Annotated in this window: 20 protein-coding genes and 1 riboswitch; of the genes, 5 read left to right on the top strand and 15 right to left on the bottom strand. The window is 42.0% G+C overall.

Annotated elements, in window-relative coordinates:
* Positions 1-430: 430 nt before the first annotated feature.
* The gene (locus tag AABK40_RS06775; protein ID WP_338398024.1) at positions 431-2,233 is read right to left on the bottom strand and encodes an AMP-dependent synthetase/ligase; all 1,803 of its coding nucleotides are present in this window, start codon (positions 2,231-2,233) and stop codon (positions 431-433) included.
* Positions 2,234-2,516: 283 nt separating this feature from the next.
* Between AABK40_RS06775 and AABK40_RS06770 the strand changes: the two genes are divergently transcribed.
* From AABK40_RS06770 to AABK40_RS06755, 4 genes are all read left to right on the top strand, one after another.
* Positions 2,517-4,106: a polyamine aminopropyltransferase gene (locus AABK40_RS06770; RefSeq protein ID WP_338398023.1), complete on the top strand. Its 1,590-nt coding sequence runs from the start codon at positions 2,517-2,519 to the stop codon at positions 4,104-4,106.
* A gap of 373 nt (positions 4,107-4,479) precedes the next feature.
* The gene (locus tag AABK40_RS06765) at positions 4,480-5,172 is read left to right on the top strand and encodes a TVP38/TMEM64 family protein (RefSeq protein ID WP_338398022.1); all 693 of its coding nucleotides are present in this window, start codon (positions 4,480-4,482) and stop codon (positions 5,170-5,172) included.
* A complete protein-coding gene (locus AABK40_RS06760) occupies positions 5,156-5,773 on the top strand; it encodes a rhomboid family intramembrane serine protease (protein WP_338398021.1) in 618 nt (205 codons plus the stop codon). Before AABK40_RS06765 ends, AABK40_RS06760 begins: the two co-directional genes overlap by 17 nt.
* Positions 5,774-6,560: 787 nt before the next feature.
* Positions 6,561-6,866 carry a transposase domain-containing protein gene (locus AABK40_RS06755; RefSeq protein WP_421953300.1) on the top strand — a complete coding sequence of 102 codons (306 nt, stop codon included), beginning with the start codon at positions 6,561-6,563 and terminating at the stop codon, positions 6,864-6,866.
* A gap of 191 nt (positions 6,867-7,057) precedes the next feature.
* Here AABK40_RS06755 and AABK40_RS06750 read toward each other — a convergent pair whose 3' ends face one another.
* The 10 genes from AABK40_RS06750 to treF form a co-directional block, all read right to left on the bottom strand.
* Positions 7,058-7,465 (bottom strand): hypothetical protein, encoded by a 408-nt coding sequence (locus tag AABK40_RS06750; RefSeq protein ID WP_338398020.1) that lies wholly within the window; start codon positions 7,463-7,465, stop codon positions 7,058-7,060.
* Positions 7,465-8,841: an RHS repeat domain-containing protein gene (locus tag AABK40_RS06745; RefSeq protein WP_338398019.1), complete on the bottom strand. Its 1,377-nt coding sequence runs from the start codon at positions 8,839-8,841 to the stop codon at positions 7,465-7,467. The genes AABK40_RS06750 and AABK40_RS06745 overlap by 1 nt, the downstream gene beginning before the upstream one ends.
* A gap of 27 nt (positions 8,842-8,868) precedes the next feature.
* Positions 8,869-10,068, bottom strand: coding sequence for an IS66 family transposase (tnpC, locus tag AABK40_RS06740; protein WP_338398018.1), 1,200 nt, complete (start codon positions 10,066-10,068; stop codon positions 8,869-8,871).
* A 57-nt stretch (positions 10,069-10,125) separates the two neighbouring features.
* Complete coding sequence (locus tag AABK40_RS06735) at positions 10,126-10,335, bottom strand: hypothetical protein (RefSeq protein ID WP_338398017.1); 210 nt, start codon at positions 10,333-10,335, stop codon at positions 10,126-10,128.
* Positions 10,336-10,370: 35 nt separating this feature from the next.
* The gene (gene tnpB, locus AABK40_RS06730) at positions 10,371-10,733 is read right to left on the bottom strand and encodes an IS66 family insertion sequence element accessory protein TnpB (RefSeq protein WP_338398016.1); all 363 of its coding nucleotides are present in this window, start codon (positions 10,731-10,733) and stop codon (positions 10,371-10,373) included.
* Positions 10,727-11,032: an IS66 family insertion sequence element accessory protein TnpA gene (tnpA, locus tag AABK40_RS06725; protein ID WP_338398015.1), complete on the bottom strand. Its 306-nt coding sequence runs from the start codon at positions 11,030-11,032 to the stop codon at positions 10,727-10,729. The genes tnpB and tnpA overlap by 7 nt, the downstream gene beginning before the upstream one ends.
* A 341-nt stretch (positions 11,033-11,373) precedes the next feature.
* Positions 11,374-13,314: a TonB-dependent receptor plug domain-containing protein gene (locus AABK40_RS06720; RefSeq protein WP_338398014.1), complete on the bottom strand. Its 1,941-nt coding sequence runs from the start codon at positions 13,312-13,314 to the stop codon at positions 11,374-11,376.
* Between the two features lie 262 nt (positions 13,315-13,576).
* The gene (locus AABK40_RS06715) at positions 13,577-14,446 is read right to left on the bottom strand and encodes a FixH family protein (protein WP_338398013.1); all 870 of its coding nucleotides are present in this window, start codon (positions 14,444-14,446) and stop codon (positions 13,577-13,579) included.
* A 418-nt stretch (positions 14,447-14,864) separates the two neighbouring features.
* Positions 14,865-15,251 (bottom strand): hypothetical protein, encoded by a 387-nt coding sequence (locus tag AABK40_RS06710; protein ID WP_338398012.1) that lies wholly within the window; start codon positions 15,249-15,251, stop codon positions 14,865-14,867.
* 77 nt (positions 15,252-15,328) lie between these two features.
* Positions 15,329-16,861 (bottom strand): alpha,alpha-trehalase TreF, encoded by a 1,533-nt coding sequence (gene treF, locus AABK40_RS06705; protein ID WP_338398011.1) that lies wholly within the window; start codon positions 16,859-16,861, stop codon positions 15,329-15,331.
* A 320-nt stretch (positions 16,862-17,181) separates the two neighbouring features.
* Between treF and AABK40_RS06700 the strand changes: the two genes are divergently transcribed.
* A complete protein-coding gene (locus AABK40_RS06700) occupies positions 17,182-17,967 on the top strand; it encodes a lipopolysaccharide kinase InaA family protein (RefSeq protein WP_332920649.1) in 786 nt (261 codons plus the stop codon).
* Positions 17,968-18,008: 41 nt separating this feature from the next.
* Here AABK40_RS06700 and cobC read toward each other — a convergent pair whose 3' ends face one another.
* The 4 genes from cobC to AABK40_RS06680 all read right to left on the bottom strand — a co-directional run bounded on the left by cobC (position 18,009) and on the right by AABK40_RS06680 (position 21,590).
* Complete coding sequence (gene cobC / locus AABK40_RS06695; RefSeq protein ID WP_338398010.1) at positions 18,009-18,575, bottom strand: alpha-ribazole phosphatase; 567 nt, start codon at positions 18,573-18,575, stop codon at positions 18,009-18,011.
* Positions 18,576-19,304, bottom strand: a complete 729-nt coding sequence (locus AABK40_RS06690; RefSeq protein WP_338398009.1) for an adenosylcobinamide-GDP ribazoletransferase — start codon at positions 19,302-19,304, stop codon at positions 18,576-18,578. It abuts the gene before it with no gap.
* Between the two features lie 29 nt (positions 19,305-19,333).
* Positions 19,334-20,380 carry a nicotinate-nucleotide--dimethylbenzimidazole phosphoribosyltransferase gene (cobT, locus tag AABK40_RS06685; RefSeq protein WP_338398008.1) on the bottom strand — a complete coding sequence of 349 codons (1,047 nt, stop codon included), beginning with the start codon at positions 20,378-20,380 and terminating at the stop codon, positions 19,334-19,336.
* Positions 20,381-20,744: 364 nt separating this feature from the next.
* A riboswitch (cobalamin riboswitch) is annotated at positions 20,745-20,928 on the bottom strand.
* A gap of 92 nt (positions 20,929-21,020) precedes the next feature.
* Positions 21,021-21,590 carry a 1-acyl-sn-glycerol-3-phosphate acyltransferase gene (locus AABK40_RS06680; protein WP_332920645.1) on the bottom strand — a complete coding sequence of 190 codons (570 nt, stop codon included), beginning with the start codon at positions 21,588-21,590 and terminating at the stop codon, positions 21,021-21,023.
* Positions 21,591-21,601: the final 11 nt, after the last annotated feature.

The following is a 21,601-nucleotide window of genomic DNA, read 5'->3' as shown; positions in this document are numbered from 1 at the left end:
GCTCTCGTGATAGTATGAAAAATATTATTTCGTGAGCTGTACGGATGCATTTACGTGTGTATCCAAACCACCCAAAATTTATAATGATTCGGGCAGACACATAGGTCAGCCCACAATGTCATTAAGTTAAGCGCCTTATCCTGTAGAGACGTTATTTTTAACGTCTAACACAACGCTGATTTCCCTTGGATTAATTCAAATTGTTACGTGAGACATAATGAATTATGCCTTTACATGCATTTCAAATTTACACATGAGTCAGCCCAAAATCCTTAACTTAATGACATTGGGTCAGCCCATACAGTGACCAAATAAAATTTCGTGGTATAATACCGGATTATGGTTGTAAAACAACCCCTACCGTAGATTCTGAATATAAAAAAAACGATCGCTCATCATTGAACGATCGTTTTTTTGTACCCTGTAATTTCTATGCCCGCTTTTTATTAGGCTCATCGTACATTTCTTCAATCTCCTTTTTGAAATGTTCATCAATCACCTTCCGCTTGATTTTCAGTGTGGGAGTCAGTTCTCCTTTCTCCTGCGAGAATCCTTTGGAAAGCAGTTTGAATTTTTGAATTTTTTCAAACTTGGCCAGACCACATTGCAGGTTGGCAATTCGTTTGGTCATGAAGTCGGCAACGGTGGAGTTTTCAATCAACTCCTTCATCGAATTATACTGCACGCCCTTTTTCTTGGCCCATTCTTCCAACACATCATAGGCAGGAACGATCAAAGCGGTTACGTATTTCTTTTCATCACCAATCACGGCGATTTGCTCAATAAACTGATCCTTTCCGATTTTGGACTCAATCATCTGCGGAGCAATGTATTTCCCACCGGAGGTTTTCATCAAATCTTTCAGGCGCTCTTCAAACACCAAATTACCGTGAGAATCAAATCGACCAATATCTCCTGTATGTAACCAGCCACCCTCAAGCACCTTCTTCGTTTCCTCAGGCATTTTATAATAACCTTTCATGACATTCGGCGCTTTGACCAAAATCTCATTCTTGGCACCTAACTTCACCTGCATCTCTGGCATCACCTTACCAATCGACTGAAAGTTTATGCCTGTATCTTCGAAGGAAGAAATCAAAGCCGTCGTTTCGGTCATGCCGTAGCCATTTCGGATCGGCATACCCACTGCATGGAAAAATCGCAGGATAGAAGGGCTCAATTTTCCTCCCCCACAAGGGATTGATTTGATGTTGCCACCCAATACTTCACGCAATTTTTTCAGCACCAATTTCTCCGCCAGTTTATGACGAAGTTTTAAGGTTAATGGCACCGAGCGCTGGGCATTTTTACGGTTCAGTACCGCTTCTCCCATCCCTACCGACCAATGAAAGATTTTGCGTTTCAGCGGGGAAGCCTCTTCGAGTTTGGCGTAAATCGTCGAGTAGATCTTTTCGTAAAGGCGGGGAACCGAACAAAGAAGGGTCGGCTTCACGGCCTTGAAGGCTTCCATCACCTCACGAGGGTTGGAAAGATAAGCATTCGTTACGCCACGGCTCAACATATAGTAAGTCCAACCGCGTTCGTAAACATGGCTTAATGGCAAAAAGGCCAAAGATGTATCCCCCACGCCAACATCAATTCGCAAATCAAGGGTATGACGGGAGAAAGCAAAGTTTTCATGATCGAGCATCACGCCTTTCGGTATTCCTGACGAGCCCGAAGTATAGATCAATGAAGCCAGGTCCGTCATTTTCGACTGCGCCAAAATATGCTGAACTTTCAGGGCATTCCCCTTTTCGCCCAGTTTCATCACATCGGCATAATAAAGCTCCACCTCATCTTCGGCAATCTTCACTGAAGCATCCATGACAATGACTTTCTGGAAAACAAAACCCTCCGAACGCAAAGTCTTGATCGCATCATATTGAGCCTGCCCGCCTACAAAGACCACCTTGGCGTCGGAATCTTCAAGAATATATTTGGCCTGTTCAGCCGAAATTGTAGCAAACATTGGCACCACTACCCCCCGAATAGAAAGGATGGCAAAATCAGCAATGGTCCATTCAGGGCAATTTTGAGCAAAGATTGCCATATGGGTTTTTGGGGCTATACCCAACTCCAGCAGACCCACCGCGAGGGTGTCGATTTGTTCCACAAATTCTTCCCAGCTGCGGTACTCCCACTGTTTTTGCTCATTCTGAAAGCCATAAGCCTTTAAACCTGCGAACTCTTTCGCACGGCGCCGAATCATTATTGCTAAATGTTCACTCATATTTATATTTCACTTAGTCAGAACTTCCTGCCCTAATAGGCAGGCAACGGATTGATGATGGGGCGATGACAAAAAAATAAACCGTTAAAATCGGGAAAATGCCTGGTAGTAAAACAACTACAAATTTACAGATTTTATGCAAGTCATAGATTAAAAGCGGATTGCATTTATATAACTATAAAAATAGACAATCCTCTTTATTTACTGAAAATTGGTAGCAAATAGGATTTCATGAACAAAATAACGAATCATTCTTTCCGCACTCCCATAAAAAAACATAATTTTGGCAGATAAACAATATTTGCTCACCCCTAAGTTATCCATGACCAAGGATCCAAAATTTTCCCGCAGTCTCAAGATTGCCCTTTTTGCCACTGGTTTGTCTGGCATTGTCGCCGAGTATGTGCTTTCCACGCTGGCATCCTATTTCTTGGGCGACTCGGTGGTACAGTTCACCCTGATCGTTTCGATCATGCTTTTTGCCATGGGCTTAGGCGCACGCATCAGCCGACGCTTTGAAACCGACCTGTTGGCCACCTTCATCTCCTTGGAATATATCCTGAGTTTGCTGGTTACTTTCGCCTCCTTGACGGCCTACGGGATCAGTCTATTTCCCTCGCTCACAGCAGTGAGTTTATACAGTCTGAGTCTGATCATCGGTCTGTTGATCGGTATGGAAATTCCTTTGGTGATTCGCATGAATGACGCCTTCGAAGAGCTGAAAGTGAATGTTTCCAACATCATGGAAAATGACTATTATGGAAGTTTATTGGGCGGGATATTTTTCGCCTTTGTTGGGCGTCCGTATTTGGGATTGACCTACACTCCTTTTGTGTTGGGAATGGTCAATTTCTCCGTGGCATTTTATCTATTGATATTGCTGAACAAACACCTTAAAACTGTACAGTATAAAAAACTCAAATGGGCTTCTGCTTTTATGTTTTTGATTTGGGGATTGGGGCTATGGCAGGCTTCCAACATCATCGCTTATGGCGAACAGCAACGCTATGCCGATCAGGTGATTTTCGATCAGCAAACCAACTATCAGCGCATTGTACTGACTGAAAACAAGGGAGATTACTGGTTATTTTTGAATGGAAATCAACAGCTTTCGACCCTCGACGAGGTGAATTACCACGAGGCGATTGTCCACCCGATGCTTTCCAAATTGAAGCAACCTAAAAACATTTTGATCCTCGGTGGAGGCGACGGTTGTGTGGCACGCGAAGTGTTGAAATATCCGTCGGTGGAGAAAATCACCTTGGTAGATCTTGACCCTGCGATGACACATCTTGCCAAGGAAAATCCCGTCATGCGAAAGATCAATCAAGACTCCTTCCATAACCCAAAAGTACAAATTATCAATGGCGACGGTTTTACTTTTATGGCGGATCATCCGGACTATTATGACGGCATCATCATTGATCTGCCTGACCCAAAAAATGTCGATATTGCCCGATTATATACTGTGGAATTTTATCAGCTTTGCTACAAACACCTGCGCCCGAACGGGCTAATGGTAACGCAGGCAGGAAGCCCCTATTATGCGGAAGAAGCCTTTAAGTGCATCGACAAAAGTTTTCAGGCGGCAGGCTTCAGCACTCTCCCCTACCATACCCACCTGATAACCTTGGGCGAATGGGGCTGGGTGATGGGAAGCAAAAATATTCCACAGCAAAACATGAAACGCGCCTTTGAAAAACTTAATTTTCCCGACTCCACCACGCACTGGATCAACCAAGATGCCATGAAAATGATGATGTCCTTCGGGAAGTCTGTTTTTAAGGTCGATGATAAGAATATCAAACCGAATTACCTGCACCACCCGACGCTCTATAAATATTATTTGGATGGGCATTGGGAGTTGTATTGATTATTTATTTTATCCACAGATTACACAGATTTCCACAGATTATTTTGAGGAAAGACGGTATCCTGTAAAGGCGTAATTTATTACGTCTCACGTATAGTGATGGGGGCGGGGAATCGATAACTACATTAAACTACCTCACGAAATTTTATTTGATTGCTGTACGGGCTGACCTATGTGTCTGCCCAAATCAAAAATATGGAAAAGTTTGGATACACACGTAGGTGCATCCATACAGCTGACAAAGTAATCTTTTGCGTTAGCATCCAAGAATGAAAAATTCGAAACTTGTAATAACGTCTAACTTAATGTGCCGAAGGTACATTTTCAATAGCCTCGGGTTGTTTACCCGTGGAAAACAAAACATTAAAAAAACTTGAAAACAATCTTCAACATATTACGCGCCAATGGCAGTTCCCTTGGCTTCGCCATCGCCTTGACGGCCTTGCCCCTGCTTTTCAGCGGGACGGTCGGCTATTTGGCAATCCAATACGAGGGCGTGATTCGTGCTTTCGAATGGCACCAATGGCTGATCCTCGGTGCCGTCAGTGCCATCACCATGGCTTTTGCGTTGACGCCCACCACCCTGATCGCCCTGATCAGCGGCTACCTTTTGGGGTGGACGGCACTATTCACTGTCATTCCCGCCTACCTGATTGCCTCGGTAATTTGTTATTTTGTCGCAAGAAAAATTGACGGGGGAAACTTCATCCAAAGCCTCAGCGATCATCCGCAGGCACAGATGATTTTAAGACGGCTCAAGCATCAGGAACTGACATTGGTAATCCTGACCAAGCTAAGTCCTGTTTTGCCCTTTGCGGTCAGCAATGTGTTGCTTGCTTTGGCGGGCGCCAAATTGCGCCCTTTCTTTTGGGGTGCCTTCATCGGCATGATGCCCCGCACGCTGATGGTGATTTATGTCGGCATACAAGCCAATCACCTCAGCGTATTGTTGGATGATCCTTTCTCCGGCTGGCAACAGTGGGCGATTTTGGGGCTGATCATCATCTCGGTTTTAGGATTAAGTAAAATGATTTCAAACGCTATTTCAAATGAAAATATACAATAACGCACCCGTAACCATCGGCTTTGCCATCATCTGCTGTGTCGTCCTGATTGCTCAATTCTTTTTACCCGATGTCATCGGCTACCTGTTCTCCGTGGGCGCCTATTTTGATTTCGGAAATCCTGCTGATTATTTCAAGATCTTCAGCCATATCTTTGGGCACGCCAACACCGATCACCTCGTGGGAAATATGCTGTACATTCTGTTGCTCGGCCCCCTATTGGAGGAAAAATACGGCAAGAGCAAACTGATGCTAATGATCTTCTTGACAGGTTTAGTCACTGGTATAATCAATGTCAGCTTCTTCTCGACGGGACTGCGGGGCGCAAGTGGCATCGTCTTCATGATGATCATCCTCAGCTCGATCGCCAACTACAAAAGAGGACACCTGCCCGTAACTTTTGTGCTGGTCAGCATTCTCTACCTCGGCCAAGAATTCATGGCGATCTACAATGCCGACAACATCAGCCACAGCGCCCACATCATCGGCGGGATCTGCGGTTCTATCTTTGGGTTTATGATGATGCCCGAAAGGATGATGACGGAAAGCTCGCAAAGCTCGGACGTTATTCGGGAGAGTGATGATTTGGGGAATTTTGGGTGATTGTTAAATCTGCATAGTGCGCCCACAGCTAATGCAATGGGCTATCAATACAAAAACCCATTGAAATGGGTTGGGTCGGGTTTTCAAAATGGGGTTCAGGCACTATATGGAGGCATCCAATGTCATTAAGCTAAGGGCATATTGCCTGGCAGTTTGTATTAATTTGAGTCAATATTTACTAAAGTAAAGAAAATCCCGAAGGGATGCGATAACTTAGCCCGGGGTGCTAACCCCGGGAAAATAGCCCACGAAATACTGAGCCCTGAAAGGGCGTAATATAAATTTCTATATAATCAAAAGTTGTACCCTTTCAGGGTTACAGATTTTCAGAATAATATTTCGAGGGGTTTCACCCCTCGCTATGTTATGTAATCCCTGCGGGATATAAAAACGGAAAGTTTAGATACTCGCAAAAGTAACCAACCCGAAAACACCACCCTCAATTTAAGGATTGTGCAATTAGTTCGCCTTTAGCTTACACCTTAATCATTCATTCTAACTTCAAAGCAGTATGCCATTTCAAAAAATAATCAAATAGTCTATCTATCACCTCAAAATCAGGTTTTTACTCACTAGCATACCATCTTATTTACAAATGATATACATACCTAAATATAACTAAAAAACCTTATAATATAAAAAAAAATTACCATAGGCTAATAAACACTCTTCTGACTGTTGTCTTCAGATTTACAAAATTCCCGAACACTCAAGGAAGAACGCTCCCACTTTTCGACCAAAGCCATCTTTTGATTTTCATCTCTTTTCATAACGGTGGTGTTGTTAGTTGAAGAGGGAATTTCGGGAAGTTGTGTGGGATATCAAATATGGGGGTTGGTGGGGTGTTTACCCTGATAATAATTTGATCGAAAATCAGATCCGACCGATCGCCATTGGCCGCAAAAATTATATGTTTGTCGGTTCAGAAACCGGTGGACATTGGGCTGCTATGTTCTACTCTTTCTTCGCTACCTGTAAACTTAATGGCATCAATCCGATGCAGTGGCTTACCTTCGTTTTTGAGCATATTCATTCGACATCAGAGAATGAGTTGGAAAATTTACTGCCTCAAAATTTTGAGACAGGAGAGTGATGGGGTGTTTACCTTTCGGAAAGTTGTTGGGGTTATCAAATATGAGGTTGACGGGTGATCTCCTTTGAGGAAGAAAACAATACTTCAGAAAAAAAATTTATTCCCGATTATAAAAAATTGAAGTGTAAATAAAACCCCTCTAAGCGTTGCTCAGAGGGGTTAGTTTTTATGGAGATAGGATTCTTTACCATCTATTCTATAAGAATAGGAAGTATCCTATATTGTTTATTTAAGTCAATTTTATTTATGTCTGGTGTTATTTCAAACGATAAATTTAAAATCACTCTTTCTATTTTATCTTTGATCTTTTCAGGAAAAAAATCAAGGCTAGTAATTTTATTTTTAGATTGATCGTATATATCAATTTTCACTATTTCATAAGAGATTATTTCACCATACTTATTCACATAAAATTTTATATAAATCTTGCCGTTAACATTCCTTCCAAATAGATCAGAAACATTTATTATAGGTAGTTGATCTAATTTGATAACAATTGCCTGTGGCTGAATAATATGTATTAATTCCTCTGTATTTTTTTTTTGAAAAATTCTACATGAAGTTAAACATAATAATATAATAATAATCAAATTTCGCATTAATGCCCTCCATTTAAAAATTTTGTAATTAGTGGTTTTAGATTTTGATTGACTCCAAATTTATTATAAATGCCCGATTGATTAACACTTGCATCTTTTTTAAAACTATTGATTGCTATATGATAATCATCCTTATTATATCCACCCAATTCAAGGCCTAGCATTGCTAAATAATAGGATTGTCCTATTTTAGTATCAACACCATATGGTCTACTTTGTTTAGATACAATAGCACCAAATAAATAGGCACCAACTTCATTATTTACTCCATTAACTTTAAAGTCACCTTGCCCATTTTCATATTGATATCCATGAAATAATTCGTGAGCAATATCTTGTAGTGGTTTGCTAATAGTACCTATATTACCAGCTTTTATCACTCCACCACCATTTAATTTATCAGGGGAAAAGCTCAAAACATCCTTCATCGGCTTTCCTTGTTTATCAACAGCAACTTCATTACTAAAATTATATAAATTTTTTGAGGATGATAAATCATTAAGAACTACAGCCCCTCCATCCACACTACTCATTTGATTAAGTGTTTGGACTACATTGCTAGTAAATAAGTTATCTCCTTTATATTCCATTCCTATAGAATACTTTATTCGTTCTTTCTCACCATTATCAGTCATAAAATTAATCCAAATCTCTTCTCCATAAGGATCAATAAATAGTAATGGATTATTTGCTACGTAGTTATATGAAGACATCGAAAGATTACGTTCTGCTTGTCGATCCACCACATGCCACCTACCAATCTGCCCATCATACATTCTTGCACCATAATCATACCAACCTGTTAAGTCCTGATATTCTTTATCATTATAAAGATATTTATTTTGGGCTAATGCGCCCCCTCGTGCAACCAAACCAAAAGGGTAATAGTCAGTACTTTGTGCAATGTGTCCGCTACTATCCATCATTTGGCGTACATTTCCTAAATGATCAGTAAGGTAGTATAGGTAGGTATGATTTTTCAGGTCAACCTGTCCTTCTTTATGCTGAACAAAAGCTCTTTTTCCATTTTCATAATGTATTCCATCAATATACTCGGTGCTATCATGTGAATGGTGCATTTTCAGTTTTTTCCCTGAAGCATCGTAATAATAATGAAGCTCAACTCCCGAATTAAATCGAATTTTCTGAGGAAGATTAAGGTAATTATACTGTATTGAGGTAATAAACTTACTTGAGTCCGCTTTCATATTTCCATTGTGATCATAATCATAATGGGTTGTGCTATGATGAGGATTCTGTCGATAATCTCTTACAATTCCGTCCTTATTATAGATACTTCCATCCATCACTTTTTGAAGCTTATTCCCTTTGTACTCATAAGTCAATTGATCTATTTGACCTTCAGTAGGATGCATTCTATTTAAGTAAACACCCCGTCATACTCACCCCTCAAAATTCTGAGGTAACAACCCCTCCAACTTATCCTTAGGAGTTGTGCGGATATTTTCAAGAACATGGGTAAGCCATTGCATCGGATTGACTCCATTGAGTTTACATGTGGCAAAGAAGGAATAGAACATCGCCGCCCATTGTCCACCACTTTCTGAACCTACGAACATATAGTTTTTGCGTCCAATGGCGATTGGTCGGATTTGATTTTCTATTAAGTTATTGTCAGGCAACAACAGCCCATCTTCAACATAGTTGATCATTCGATCAAACATGTTGAGGAAATATTGAAAAGCTTTGCCTAAATCCTGTTTTGGGGTGGTATATATTGCATTTTCTTTGATCCATTCCTTTAAATCCATCAGAATTGGAAGGATCTGCTCTTTTCGTTTTTGCTGTCGAACGGAAGCCTGTTCTTCTTTGAACGCTCGCTCGATTTCGTAAATTTGCCCTATTTCTTTGAGCACATATAAGGCTCTTTTTTTGTCATTCTTTTGTGCATCGAAGAATTTTCGACGAATATGAGCCAAGCAGGCAACCAATGTTACTTCTTTTCGATTTTCCAGGTAATCATAACCTGCGTAACCATCAACCTGAATATATTTTCCGGTGAAGTCATCAAAAAATTTCTTCGCATGCACAGCACCTCGTCCACGGTTGAACTGAAAGCAAGCAATTTTCTCACATGGCGCATGATACGCCCACATATAGGCTTTCACTGCTCCACCTTTTTTACTGAGTTTGATCGTGGTTTCATCAGCCTGCACATAATTGGATTGCTGTACTTTTTGAGTCAGAAGTTGATACAATTCTTCAAGCAATTCAGCTGACTTTTTGATCCAATTGTTGATGGTCGAATCTGATATGACGATCTGATCCCGTTTGAACATCTGGATCAGACGATAAATCGGTAGGTGATCCACAAATTTGCTGACCAATAAATAAGAAAGCAACGAAGCGGATACATTGCCCTTCGGAATGGGAATTTTTGAGGGGTAATCTGCCATAAATGATTCAAACCGCTCATCCTCCAAAGGAATCACATACCTCTCCCGATGAAAACAAAGTTTAATTAGCTTCGACGGTTGATAGTCCAGTACTTCAACCACTTCCGCACCAATTTTTTGCGCATTTTCGGGAAGATTCTTGGGCTTCAAATAAATATCCTTGGTCGGTAGATCTTTCGGAAGCACCAGCCTTTTGGCTAATCCTTTTTTACGTGACTTTTTATTAGTTGTATTTTGAGTAGATTACTCAATGGGAGTGTCTATGATTTGTTGCCCGTCAAAAAGTATTTCAGTTTGCTTTTCATCCACCACTTTCCCCTTAGGCATCCGCTCTGATCTCGAGCCATTATGCAATTTCAAAAAATAACTGAGTTGTTGTTCCATCACCTCAAAACGGTGTTTCAGATCGTTATGATCCTTGAGTAAGTCATTATATTTAGAGGTGATGTCCATGACTAAATATAATCAAAAACAGCCATTTAAGCTAATTAAAGACTGTTTTTAGACTGATGTCGCTTCCTATTTTTTCGTTTTTCCAAACCGATACCTTCGAGCATCATCATGACTGTCGCATGAGATATTTTTAGACTGACAGTTCCATCATCCTGCTTTTTAGGAAGTTCGATACGCCCCTTTTCCAAACGCTTAAAATAGATCGCAAAGCCATCGCCTTCAAAACGAAGTAACTTGATCATATTTCGTGACTTATTGACAAAAATATAAATATTCCGGTCCATTGGGTTTTTATCCGTACAATTCCGTATCAAACCACAAAGCCCATCGAAACTCTTGCGCATATCCATTGGCTCACTGAATAGAAATAATAAATCCTTTGGTCCAACAGCTAACATGAGTGAATGATATCAGTTAAACGTTCCATTGATGAGTCCGATGGCATGAAAATTTTGACGCCATTGGGAAAATGAATTTCAATTTCACCCTGCGTTACTTTTTCCTCCTGCCCTGAAGGCCAATCCACTTCAAGTGTGTGAAATTGAGAAAAGCTTGATACCTTTTCCTTTTTTAAACGCTTCCATTTATAAAAACTCGCTTGACTGATGTCTTCGGATTCACAAAATTTCCGAATACTCAACGAGGAACGTTCCCACTTTTCTACCAAAGCAATCTTTTGTTTTTCACCTCTTTTCATAACTGAATTAATGTTAGTTAAAGAGGGAATTTCGGGAAGTTATTGGGGATATCAAATATGGGGGTTGGCGGGGTGTTTACACGCAAAATAATCTTTCAAGTCATACACCTTCATATTCCCTAAGATTTGACATTCAATAGAGCCATAACTGCGCTTAAGTGACCGACTATTTAACATAGTAGATGCACCTATGTACCCAAACCGTCCCTGTAGATTAGTCATCGTTCAGAATAAGCAACAAACCCCTAACCTCATTTTTAAAACAGGATCAAACCACCAATCCCTTCTTGCTTCCGCACAGACGTAAAGATTACGTCTCTACAGCGAGGATATAAAAATCATCACAACCGATACTCCATCCTCAATTTAAAATTCCGCCCATTCTGTGGGATGTTTCCCCAATCCAAATGAGTACGGTACTGGGCATTTAGTAAATTATCAATTCGAAGGGAAAAGTTCCAATGGTTGAGTTGGTAGCTTCCTCCGATATTGAACTGGTGATAGGGCGATGTGCTTTGTTCTCCAAAGTCTTTGCTCAGGCGGTATTGACCCGTGGCGCCTTCGTAACTTACGAAGCTTTGCCATTGGTTTTTATGGAAATTGATTTGTGGTCGCCAAGTGAGCGGAACCATTAAGGGAATGGCGTCGCCATCGGAGCGCATCCCCCAGTGCCCTGAGGTGCTTAGGTTGGCGGAGATGTGGTTGTTAATAGCAACATCATATTGTGCGGTAAAACCGAAAATGGTGGCGCTATGGTCGTCTTCGTATGCCTTTACTCCATTGGCTTGAGGCGTCATTCGGATCAGGTCGGGATCGATCACTCCCATGAAGTAATTGAAGATATAATGGGTATAGGCTGAAAGGTGGAGGTGCTGTTTCTCGGCTTTGAAATCAAAGTTGATCTGTGCCTGAAGGGCTTTTTCAGTAGTCAGCTCGGGATTTCCTCGATAATCGTAGCCGTCGTAGGTATTGTATAAATAATAAGCATAACGCTCGGTGAGTTCCGCCATTCGGCTTCCTGCACCAAGGTCAAAATTTACTTTTTGATTTAGGCTAATTTGATAGCCTATGGAGTAGTTGAAATTGCCTGTCATGAAATAAGTTGGGTCGGAAAGATCATAGCCCAAGGCACGCCATTGTCCCAAACCTACCTCTGATGTCAGTTGGTCTCTTATCCCATCCCAACGGGCATTGATATTCATCCACCACTGCTCATTGATTTGATGATCTACCTTGGCAAAAAGGGAGGCATTCCAACGGTGCACATCGGGCATGGTTTGCATATAAGAAGGAATAAATCCTTCGGGATACATCGACATTTCCGACAGTGCCGAACGACGATAAAGCTCTCCTTTTATTTGATATAGAAATTTACCTTTCAATGATTGAATTTGGGTGTTTGCCCCGAAGGTTTTGGCATAATTGGGCATATCCATATCCACCAACTTATCCTCCCGAGCATCATCCGACATCGCATGATCGATCGTCGAAAAATACAATCGACCTTCCCAAAGGTGGTTCTTCATTTTCTTTCGATCCGACAGCCAGATCATCCATGCGGAAGACCGCCCTGTATCCATCGGCAAGGCAGGATAGCCAACATCAATCCCCAAATCATTCAACGCATTGAGTTGCATTTGATGCCCTTTCCATTGGGTCGCCACCTGAAAAGTCTGGTGGTATTTCTGAAAATAGCTATGCTCAACAAGTGCTCCATTACCATCAAAATATTCCCCATATTTTTGAGCAGAGATGCTATATTTCCATGAAACCGCTCCCGTTTTCTTCCCTAAAGAAAGCCCCATACTTCCTCCCAAACCATTGGATTGTCCTTCTAAAAAGCTGCGTACATACCATTTATCTTTTTGGTAGTGTTGCAGATTTTCCAGCTCAAAATTGATTCCACCACCGAGGGTATTGCCCACCGACATCCCCTTCAAGCCATCCTTCACCTCGATCTTTTCAATCGCCGAAGCGGAAAGGTAAGCCGTCAGCGGATCCATCCGATCGGCACAGGCACCAAACACCCGAATACCATCAAGGCTCATCGCCAGTCGTCCCCCACTGACGCCCAGCATCATTGGATCTCCTGCCACCACGCCACGGCGGATCAATCGCACCTGTGGATTATGTAAAATAAGATCGTCGATCTGACTTTCTCCCGCAGGCTGATTCAAACTATCTCGCTGACCGATAATGGCGACATTTTCGAGCGAAATGGTCTTAACCGTGTCCTGTGGCTGAAGGAAAGGAAGAGTGAGAAGGAAAATGAGGATGGACATGGAGGGCAGGGTTAAAAGCCATGATTACCTTGATTTAAAGGATTACCATGATGATTTGAATTTTACAAAATAGCGATCACGAGAGAGGACTTTTGCGTTAGCTTTGTTCTCAAATCAGGCGTAGTTGCACAACCTCAATTTGATATTGACACACAAAATTTTATCGTGGTAGGTACGGGCGAAGCCACGTGTTCGCCCGTAATCATCATTAAAATAACTGTTCCGGACGGACATATGGGTCTGACCTTACCAATAGCTAAATCTAATTGAACTCAAGATAGAAGACATCACCTGCGTAATAGTCAATCTCACCTTCTTTTTCTGCAGGCATTGCCTCTGATGACAACACAGACATTTCCCCCATTTTGACATCGTTGGCAATTTGCCAGTCGCCTGTCATGGTGAAGTTTACTTTGGTAGCGTAGTGGCCTTCGAAACCGTCGATTTCTTCAGCCGTTTGGTTTTCAGGTGCACCATGATTCATCGAAGCCATCCAAGAAATGGTGTTCCATTCCAAACCAGAAACGGGAACGAAGCCATTTGACCTGCTGAATTTATAGGCAACCCCTACCCACTCGTTTGCATCTGCTAAAGGTCGCCCATTTTTCCAGTAGTAGGAAAAGTAATAAGGTTCGCCATGAATTAGTGTACCTAAGAAATGTTGGCCATACGTGCGATCTTCAGGTTGGCTATCGGCCACTTGAACCCTTTCAGAAAATTGAGTTTCAACACCATTACCCTCAACTGAAAAAGTTAATTCCCAATACCCATTTGTAGATGACATGACAAAAAGAATTCCTATCGGCGTTTGACCTTTGGGAAAATCAATAGCAGGCACATCAATTGGAGTATAGTGGTAGGTCCCTCCCCCCATATACATCATCGGCTCCACATTAATTTGTGCATCAACGGTTTCTCCATTGGCATTCACCACACGCAAGCCCAAAGGATTGTAACCCGACATCAGCTTGTGATGTCCGTACATTTCCAACTTTAAATCTGTATCAGGAATATCAAATGATTCGACCAAAAGTCCTTGATCTTGAATCACTTCTTCAGTTTCGTTCGAACAAGAAAATAGGACCACTGAGATAGCGATCATTAAAAAAGTAAATGAATTTAAAAACTTCATAGGTTTGATTAATTGATATAGGTATTTGTTAATTACTGTTATTCACATCATTAAATTGATTGCGTATAGTTCATCTTTCGGAAAATTTCCTGCAGTCAATAAAACGATGAGATATTTAGATTAGCGCATGATCCTGTAAAGACATTTCAAATTTAGACCTGAGCCAAGCCGAAATCCTTAACTTAATGACTTCAGGTTATCCCACACAACATTGAAATAAAGTTCCGCGGGATAACATCAAGTGTGGTTACGTCCATACTTTAGGATGATTGAACTAAACTGCTATGTATTTTGTACCTGACGGTACGGACGTTGCATGCAACGTCCCTACAAAACAAAGCACACAAATACCATTAAAACACAGTGAATTACGCCTTTACAGGATACAAAAAACAAATTTGATTGAAGAAAAATGGCCTTAAACAGCCACAGGAGGGATAAATACTTTTCCTTTTTGCAAAAAGACATACAAATTCAGGTACCACGCATGATGCTGCAGTCCTGTAAAATCACTCATTTTGGGCAATGAGATCGCAAATAATTCATTTGAGAAAAAATCGAATACAATGTTTACTGGCGTGCCTTGCGCTTGTTGCTGCGTAGATTGTGCTGCGGTTTCAATTTGCTCAAAACCATTTTTCACAAAGCAACTGCCATAACAAACCGTGATTGGCTCAAATCTATTTTCACATAAATTTTGGGCAATATAGTCCTGGAACACCTCGTAGGTGAACACCACCCCAATTCTTGCAAAGGATGCAATGAGGATGTTGATCGTTAGGTACAGGACTAAAAATTTTTTCACGCCACAAACCTATAAGGAATCCTATCAAAAGCCAACAGATCCCATTAATTTTATTGATAAAAATCACAAAAAAATAGTTACTCTGCCACCACCGTTGCCTTTTTCTTTTCCATAACACCGTCCGCTAACATGGCCACCACCACACCGTTTGTCCAGCCGAAGCCATCCTGGGCAGGGTATTCGCCGCCGCCAGCCAACAAATCAGCATCCACCACATTGTATTTTTCCATCATTTTCCCCGTGTTTTTCCATACTTTTCTATTGAGCTCAACCCAACGCTGCGCACCTTTTTTGGCGAGTAGCTTTTGGTTGTAATTCTCCAGCCCCTTGAATACGACCCATTGCAAGGGTGCCCATCCATTCGGGCTGTCCCATTGTTGGGTGGAGTTAATCAAGGTGGTCACCCATCCGCCTGATTTTAGAAAATCAGCGCTCAATTTATGAGTTACTTTAAGCGCCTGAGCGTCTGAGGCGAGGTTAAAATATAATGGCCATGCACCAGCGAGGGTGAAAATGTAGCGTTTCTTTTCCTGCTTCCAGTCATAATCCACAAAAAAACCATGCTTTCGCGACCACATCAACTCCTGAATGGCCATTTTGCGGGTCTGCGCTTTTGTTGCCATCAGTTTTGCTTCCTCATATTGATCCAGCTCGTTATGATATTCAGCAATGGTATGCTCCAAAAAGTACAGCATACAGTTCAAGTCTACGGGTAAAATTTCCGTCGTATGGATTTCTGATAACGACTGCTGATCGCGGAACCAGCGGGCAGAAAAATCCCAGCCACTTTCAGCACCCGCGCGAAGATTTCTGTACATTTCTTTTTGCTGCTCTTCTGGCAGCCCCTTGGCAAGGGCTTCATCCTCACGGAAACTTTCTGGCCTTGGACTGTCTTCATCGTCCCAATACCTGTTTAATACCTGACCTGTTGACAACTTCACCACACGGCGGTATTGCCCTTTAGGCTGAAGTTCCGCAGCACCATCCATCCAAAAAGCATATTCCCGCTGAAGTGCAGGCAGATATTTCAGACAGAATTCCCGCCCCTTTTTCTCTTCAAGTGCCTTGACCATCATGGCAAAAACTGGCGGTTGCGATCGCGACAAATAATAAGTTCGGTTACCATTGGGAATCAAACCATAAGTCTTCAGCAAATAGGCAAAATTATCGACCATGCCCGTCACCAATTCAAGCTTACCAGCTTCCAAAAGTCCAAGCATCGTAAAATAACTATCCCAGTAATACCCTTCCCGAAAGCGTCCTCCAGGAATAACGTATGGCTTGGGCACCGCAATAAGACTTGACCCCTGCTGCTGTACCGAATCCTGATGAACAAGTAAAGGCCAAAGCATGGCAATATGCTCCTCCATACTATCCGTAGGCTTCAGCGCTACCTCATGTTTGGCCTCAGGCAATTCATAATGCCTTTTAAACAAAGCCGATAGCGTTTGTTTATCCCTGCCTTTGGTGGCTAAAAAGTCCTGCACCACGGCATCCTGATTGGTTACCAATTCGGCATCCACAAAAGTCTTGCTGTCTTCAAATAAGCCTACATTCTGAAAGGCTTCAAAAACTTCGTACAAGGGAGTATCTGGCGTGTATGAAAGCATAACATTAGGGATTGGAGTCCTTCTTTTTTCTGTACACTGTATAAAAATCACGCCAATCACGATTCCTATTAATATTTTTCTCATACGATAGTTTCAGTCTAAATTACCCCTATTAAATTCAATCAAAATAATATAAAAAATAGACTTTATAATTAAAAATAGCCAAAATAAATCCGCAGACATTAAAGAACATTTATTCGGTTAAACGCCTTGTTTTTGCACTTAAACCTCACAATTAAGGTACATTTAGAATATAACAACTTTTTAAATGATCATCTATTCAATCATTCGACTAAAAAACCTTAACTTTGCGGAATCTTATGAATAAAGTAAAAATAATTTCGACGGGTGAAGCGCAGCAGGCATTCCTTGATGAGCTTCATGAAAATTTCAACAGCATTGGAACAACACTACAGGGTGGGAGAAATGAGGTAAAGGTAGTGGATTGCGGAGCCCAGAAACTCTGCGTAAAATCCTTTGGAAAGCCAACTTTGGCCAATACTTTTATTTATTCATTTATTAGAAAAACAAAAGCGGAGCGTTCTTACCTGCACGCCCTTCAGTTGCTTGAAATGGGTGTGGACACGCCTCAACCGATCAGTTATATTGAAGTAAAAAACAGGTGGGGCATTTTAAAGAACGCCTATTATATTTCGGATTTTGATCCGGGGATGTATGATGTATCCCATTTGCTCTCTACTGAGGTGGAAGATCGGGCCCTGATCATTGATCAGTTCATTGATTTTGTCATTCATGATCTTCATGCACAGGGAATTCTACATAAAGATTTTAATGGGGGGAATATTTTGGTACACAAAGGCCCTGAAAGGAATTATCGTTTTGCACTGATTGACATCAACAGGATGAGCTTTAACCATGAGTTCAATCGGCGGGCAAAAATCAAAAATGTACAATCTTTAACCTCCGATGTTGATGCGCTGATTTATTTGGCCAAGCGATATGCAGAAATTGAGCAGAAAAATTTTGGCGATGTTGTCATGCCATTGCTGTCGGTAAAAAATTTCCTCGGAAAAAAACGCCATTATACCAAGAAATTCCTTCACGGTCTGAAGCGTATTTTTCTTCAGAAAAAACTTCAGCATTAAGGGATTAATCCCAGCATTGGCCTTGAGTTTTTATTTTTTTATCAGAGAAGTTTCCATTGAATTTTTCCCGGTCCCCAATATTTGATTTCCAACACTGATCCGTAAGGAAAGTCAAACTGAAAAATTTTCTCCACCTCAACATCCCAAGCCCAGGCAAGCAAACACCTGATCACGCCTGCATGGGTAACAATCGCTATATTTTCTGCTGACTGAAAAGCTGAAGCGCCTGTGAGTTCTTTCACTCTGTGGTAAAAACCTTTCAGGCACTCCCCTTGCTCAAACTGAAAATTCAATAAATCTGCATCCCAGGCATCGAACAATTCCTGAGGTAAATCTGTCCATCGTTTCCCCTCGAAAATCCCGAAATCAAACTCTTTAAGCGAATCACTGAACACAATTTCTGAGGGAGAAAATAACGCCTCGGCGAGCAATTTTGTCCGCAACAATGGCGACGAATACAGCAGGTCAAAATCTGCCTTCCCTAACTTTTCGCGAACTGAGGCAGATTCCTGAGGAAATGAAGATGCTACGGGCAAGTCGAGTTGCCCATAGCATATCCCCTTTTCTACTTTGGGAGTGGTGTGTCTTATCAGCGTAATTTTTTTCATTCAGACTAAAGCAATCATGGCTAAAATAGACAAATAGACCGTTACTTCTGTGGCTTGCTGTATGGCCCCGAGGCAGTCGCCTGTATAACCGCCCACCCATCGTTTGAAATACCACGCCATATAGGTTCGCACCAGAAATGCGGGTAGGATGATCCATAAAAAGGCAAGCGTTGGAGCAAAAGCAAGAGGGATCAGCATAAACAGCAAATAAAACAATAAATCTACAGGCTGAGGCCGCTTTATACTTGGCTTGGCGGTAGGGTCATCTTCCGCGCGGGCATATGGATATTGATAAGTTACCGAGCCCGCCATAATTCTACTGAGCACATGCGCTGTCCATATTGACCATAAAATTGGCCCAGGAGCAAGATCGCGCAAAGCAAAGAATTTCATCAGTAATAACAGCACCAAAGCAATTCCACCATAAGCGCCGATCCTGGAATCTTTCATAATGACCAAAATTCGATCTTTGGTCCATCCTCCGCCGAAGCCATCCCACATATCACTCCAGCCGTCTTCATGAAATGCCCCTGTTACCAAAACGCCTGACACCATGGAAAACAACAAAGCGATTTCTGGGCTCCACAACTGCTGAGCCAAGAAATAAACCAACGCACAAATTCCCCCCACCAAATAACCAATGAGAGGAAAATACCGCGTTGCACCATCAAGATAGTCCTGTCCATAAGGAATTTTTACTGGGATAGGAATCCGTGTAAAAAACATCATTGCCGTTAGGAACAAATGCCACTGCCGCCTCATTCGCCTGTGGCTACGCCGCCTGTTTCAAAACTGTTCATCTGATTCAAAAAATCAACGGCAGACTGAATCATCGGCAATGCCAGTGCCGCACCCGTTCCTTCGCCCAGGCGGAGGCCCAGTTGCAAAATTGGTGTGGCGTTAAAGTGTTTCAGCATCTTTTGATGCCCCTGCTCATTGGACTGGTGAGCAAAAACACAATAATCAAGCACTTCAGGACAAAGCTGCTCGGCCATTAACAAGGCAGAAGTGATGATAAATCCATCAACCACAATCAGCATCCGCTGCGCTGCCGCCTCCAGCATCGCACCACAAACCATCGCAATTTCAAGGCCGCCCATGGCAGAAAGAATCGCCAAAGGATCCTTCAGGTCGGCATATTTCTCCAAGGCCAAATCGATCACTTCGGCTTTGCGCGCCACAATGGCCTCATTGGCTCCGGTACCTTTGCCCGCACATTCCGTTCCTGAAAGCCCTAAAACTTTCGCCATTAGCAAAGAAGCGGTGGTGGTATTTCCAATGCCCATTTCTCCAAAAGCAATGGTATTGGCGCCGGCCTCCTTGGCCTCTTGCACCAAAGCGGAGGCTTTTACAAAGGCACTCAAACATTCTGATTCCGACATGGCAGGTGCTTTCAGGAAATTGCCTGTACCCTTTTTCACTTTGGCGTCAACCAGCAACGGGTGGGCTTCGAAGTCAAAATTCACCCCTGCGTCTACCACCTTGAGCGACCAACCATGTCGATTCGCAAAAGCATTGATCCCAGCTCCGCCAGAAAGAAAATTCAATACCATCTGAGGGGTTACCTCTGAAGGAAAAGGGCTCACGCCTTCTGCTGTGATGCCATGGTCAGCGGCAAAAACAAATAAGTGGGGATTACTGATTTCGGGAGCCTCTGTTTCCTGAATTAATGCAACTTTCAAAGCGATGGACTCGAGCAAGCCCAAAGAACCGACAGGCTTGATTTTCTGATCGATTTTATGCTGAATAGCAGCTTTGGACTCAAGGTTTAATGGCGAAACAGTTGGAATGCTTGTATGATTCATATGGATTGTATTGATTATATTAAATGTAATTATTTCAGTGAGTTAATTAAAGGATTAATGCGATTCAAGGTTAAGGCAAAAAAAACCGATAACCTAAAAATAGGTATCGGCACAAATAAAATTAACAGAATATAGTATAGGTCTGAACACTAAATAATGCTCTGACACCTTCATCTCGTAAAAAAAACCGACAGTATCGCCTATCGGCTTTTCGTATTTAAACTATCCAGAAACAAAATAAAACTGAGCGGAAAACTCCCGATTGCTGCAAACAGATTGATTGCCAAAAACCGATACGCTGACCGTCAACAGGTAAGATTTTAAATCTTTCATTTTCTGCCTATCCCGAGCGGAAAATCACCTTATTAAAGATTTGAAATTGGCAGGTCTCCTGACTTTCCGAACCACTAACTCGACCTTCCCGCCTCTTTTGGCAGTGGTGAGGGATGAGCGTGGCATTGCTCGAAATTACAGTTGCGGGAACAGTTCTTGATTTTCACAAGATTCCCTTTTAATCCTTCTGAGGAACCATTTCTTAAGTCAAATTTAAGGAGTATTGATAGAAATCCAAGTCGGAAACGAGATTTTGACCGAAAAAAAAGGGGAAGCTTTTGCCTCCCCTTTAAATATTTTTCCTTTCTTAACGGATGCCCTGCTCGGGGAATCGTCCTTTAATCGGCCGATAAAAATCCTGAATCAGCTTAAGGTCAGCTTCATAATCTCCCGAAGGGTAAACCAACGTTCCAATACCCGCTTTTTTATTTTCATAATCCAAATAGCCCAATGCAATCGGCACATTAGCCTGTTGCGCCAAGCGGTAAAAACCAGTCTTCCATTTTGGGGCATATTTTCTTGTACCTTCAGGCGTGACCAAAATCATCATCTCGTCCACACCTTCATACAGGTTGGCCATGGCATCCACCATCGAGCGTTTTTTATCGGTACGCTCCCCTTTTGGTCGGCGATCAATTCCGATGGCTCCGAGCTGTTTGAGCAAGCCTCCCACAAAAGGGTTTTTCACCCACTCGTGCTTAATGGTGAAACGAACAGGCAAGTTCATGAGAAAAAAGCCCGCACGAGCATAAATAATATCCCAGTTACTGGTGTGCGGAGCTGCAATCACGACCGCCTTTTTGACATCATCAGAAAAAGAGCGCTCAACAGTCCAACCAGAAACTTTAAAAATAATCTTAGCAATCAAATACCACATATAAATTTCAG

The sequence above is a fragment of the Persicobacter psychrovividus genome, assembly GCF_036492425.1.
Lineage (GTDB): Bacteria > Bacteroidota > Bacteroidia > Cytophagales > Cyclobacteriaceae > Persicobacter > Persicobacter psychrovividus.
Note: the sequence above shows the minus strand (reverse complement) of the source record. Positions and strands in the feature narration are given on the sequence as shown.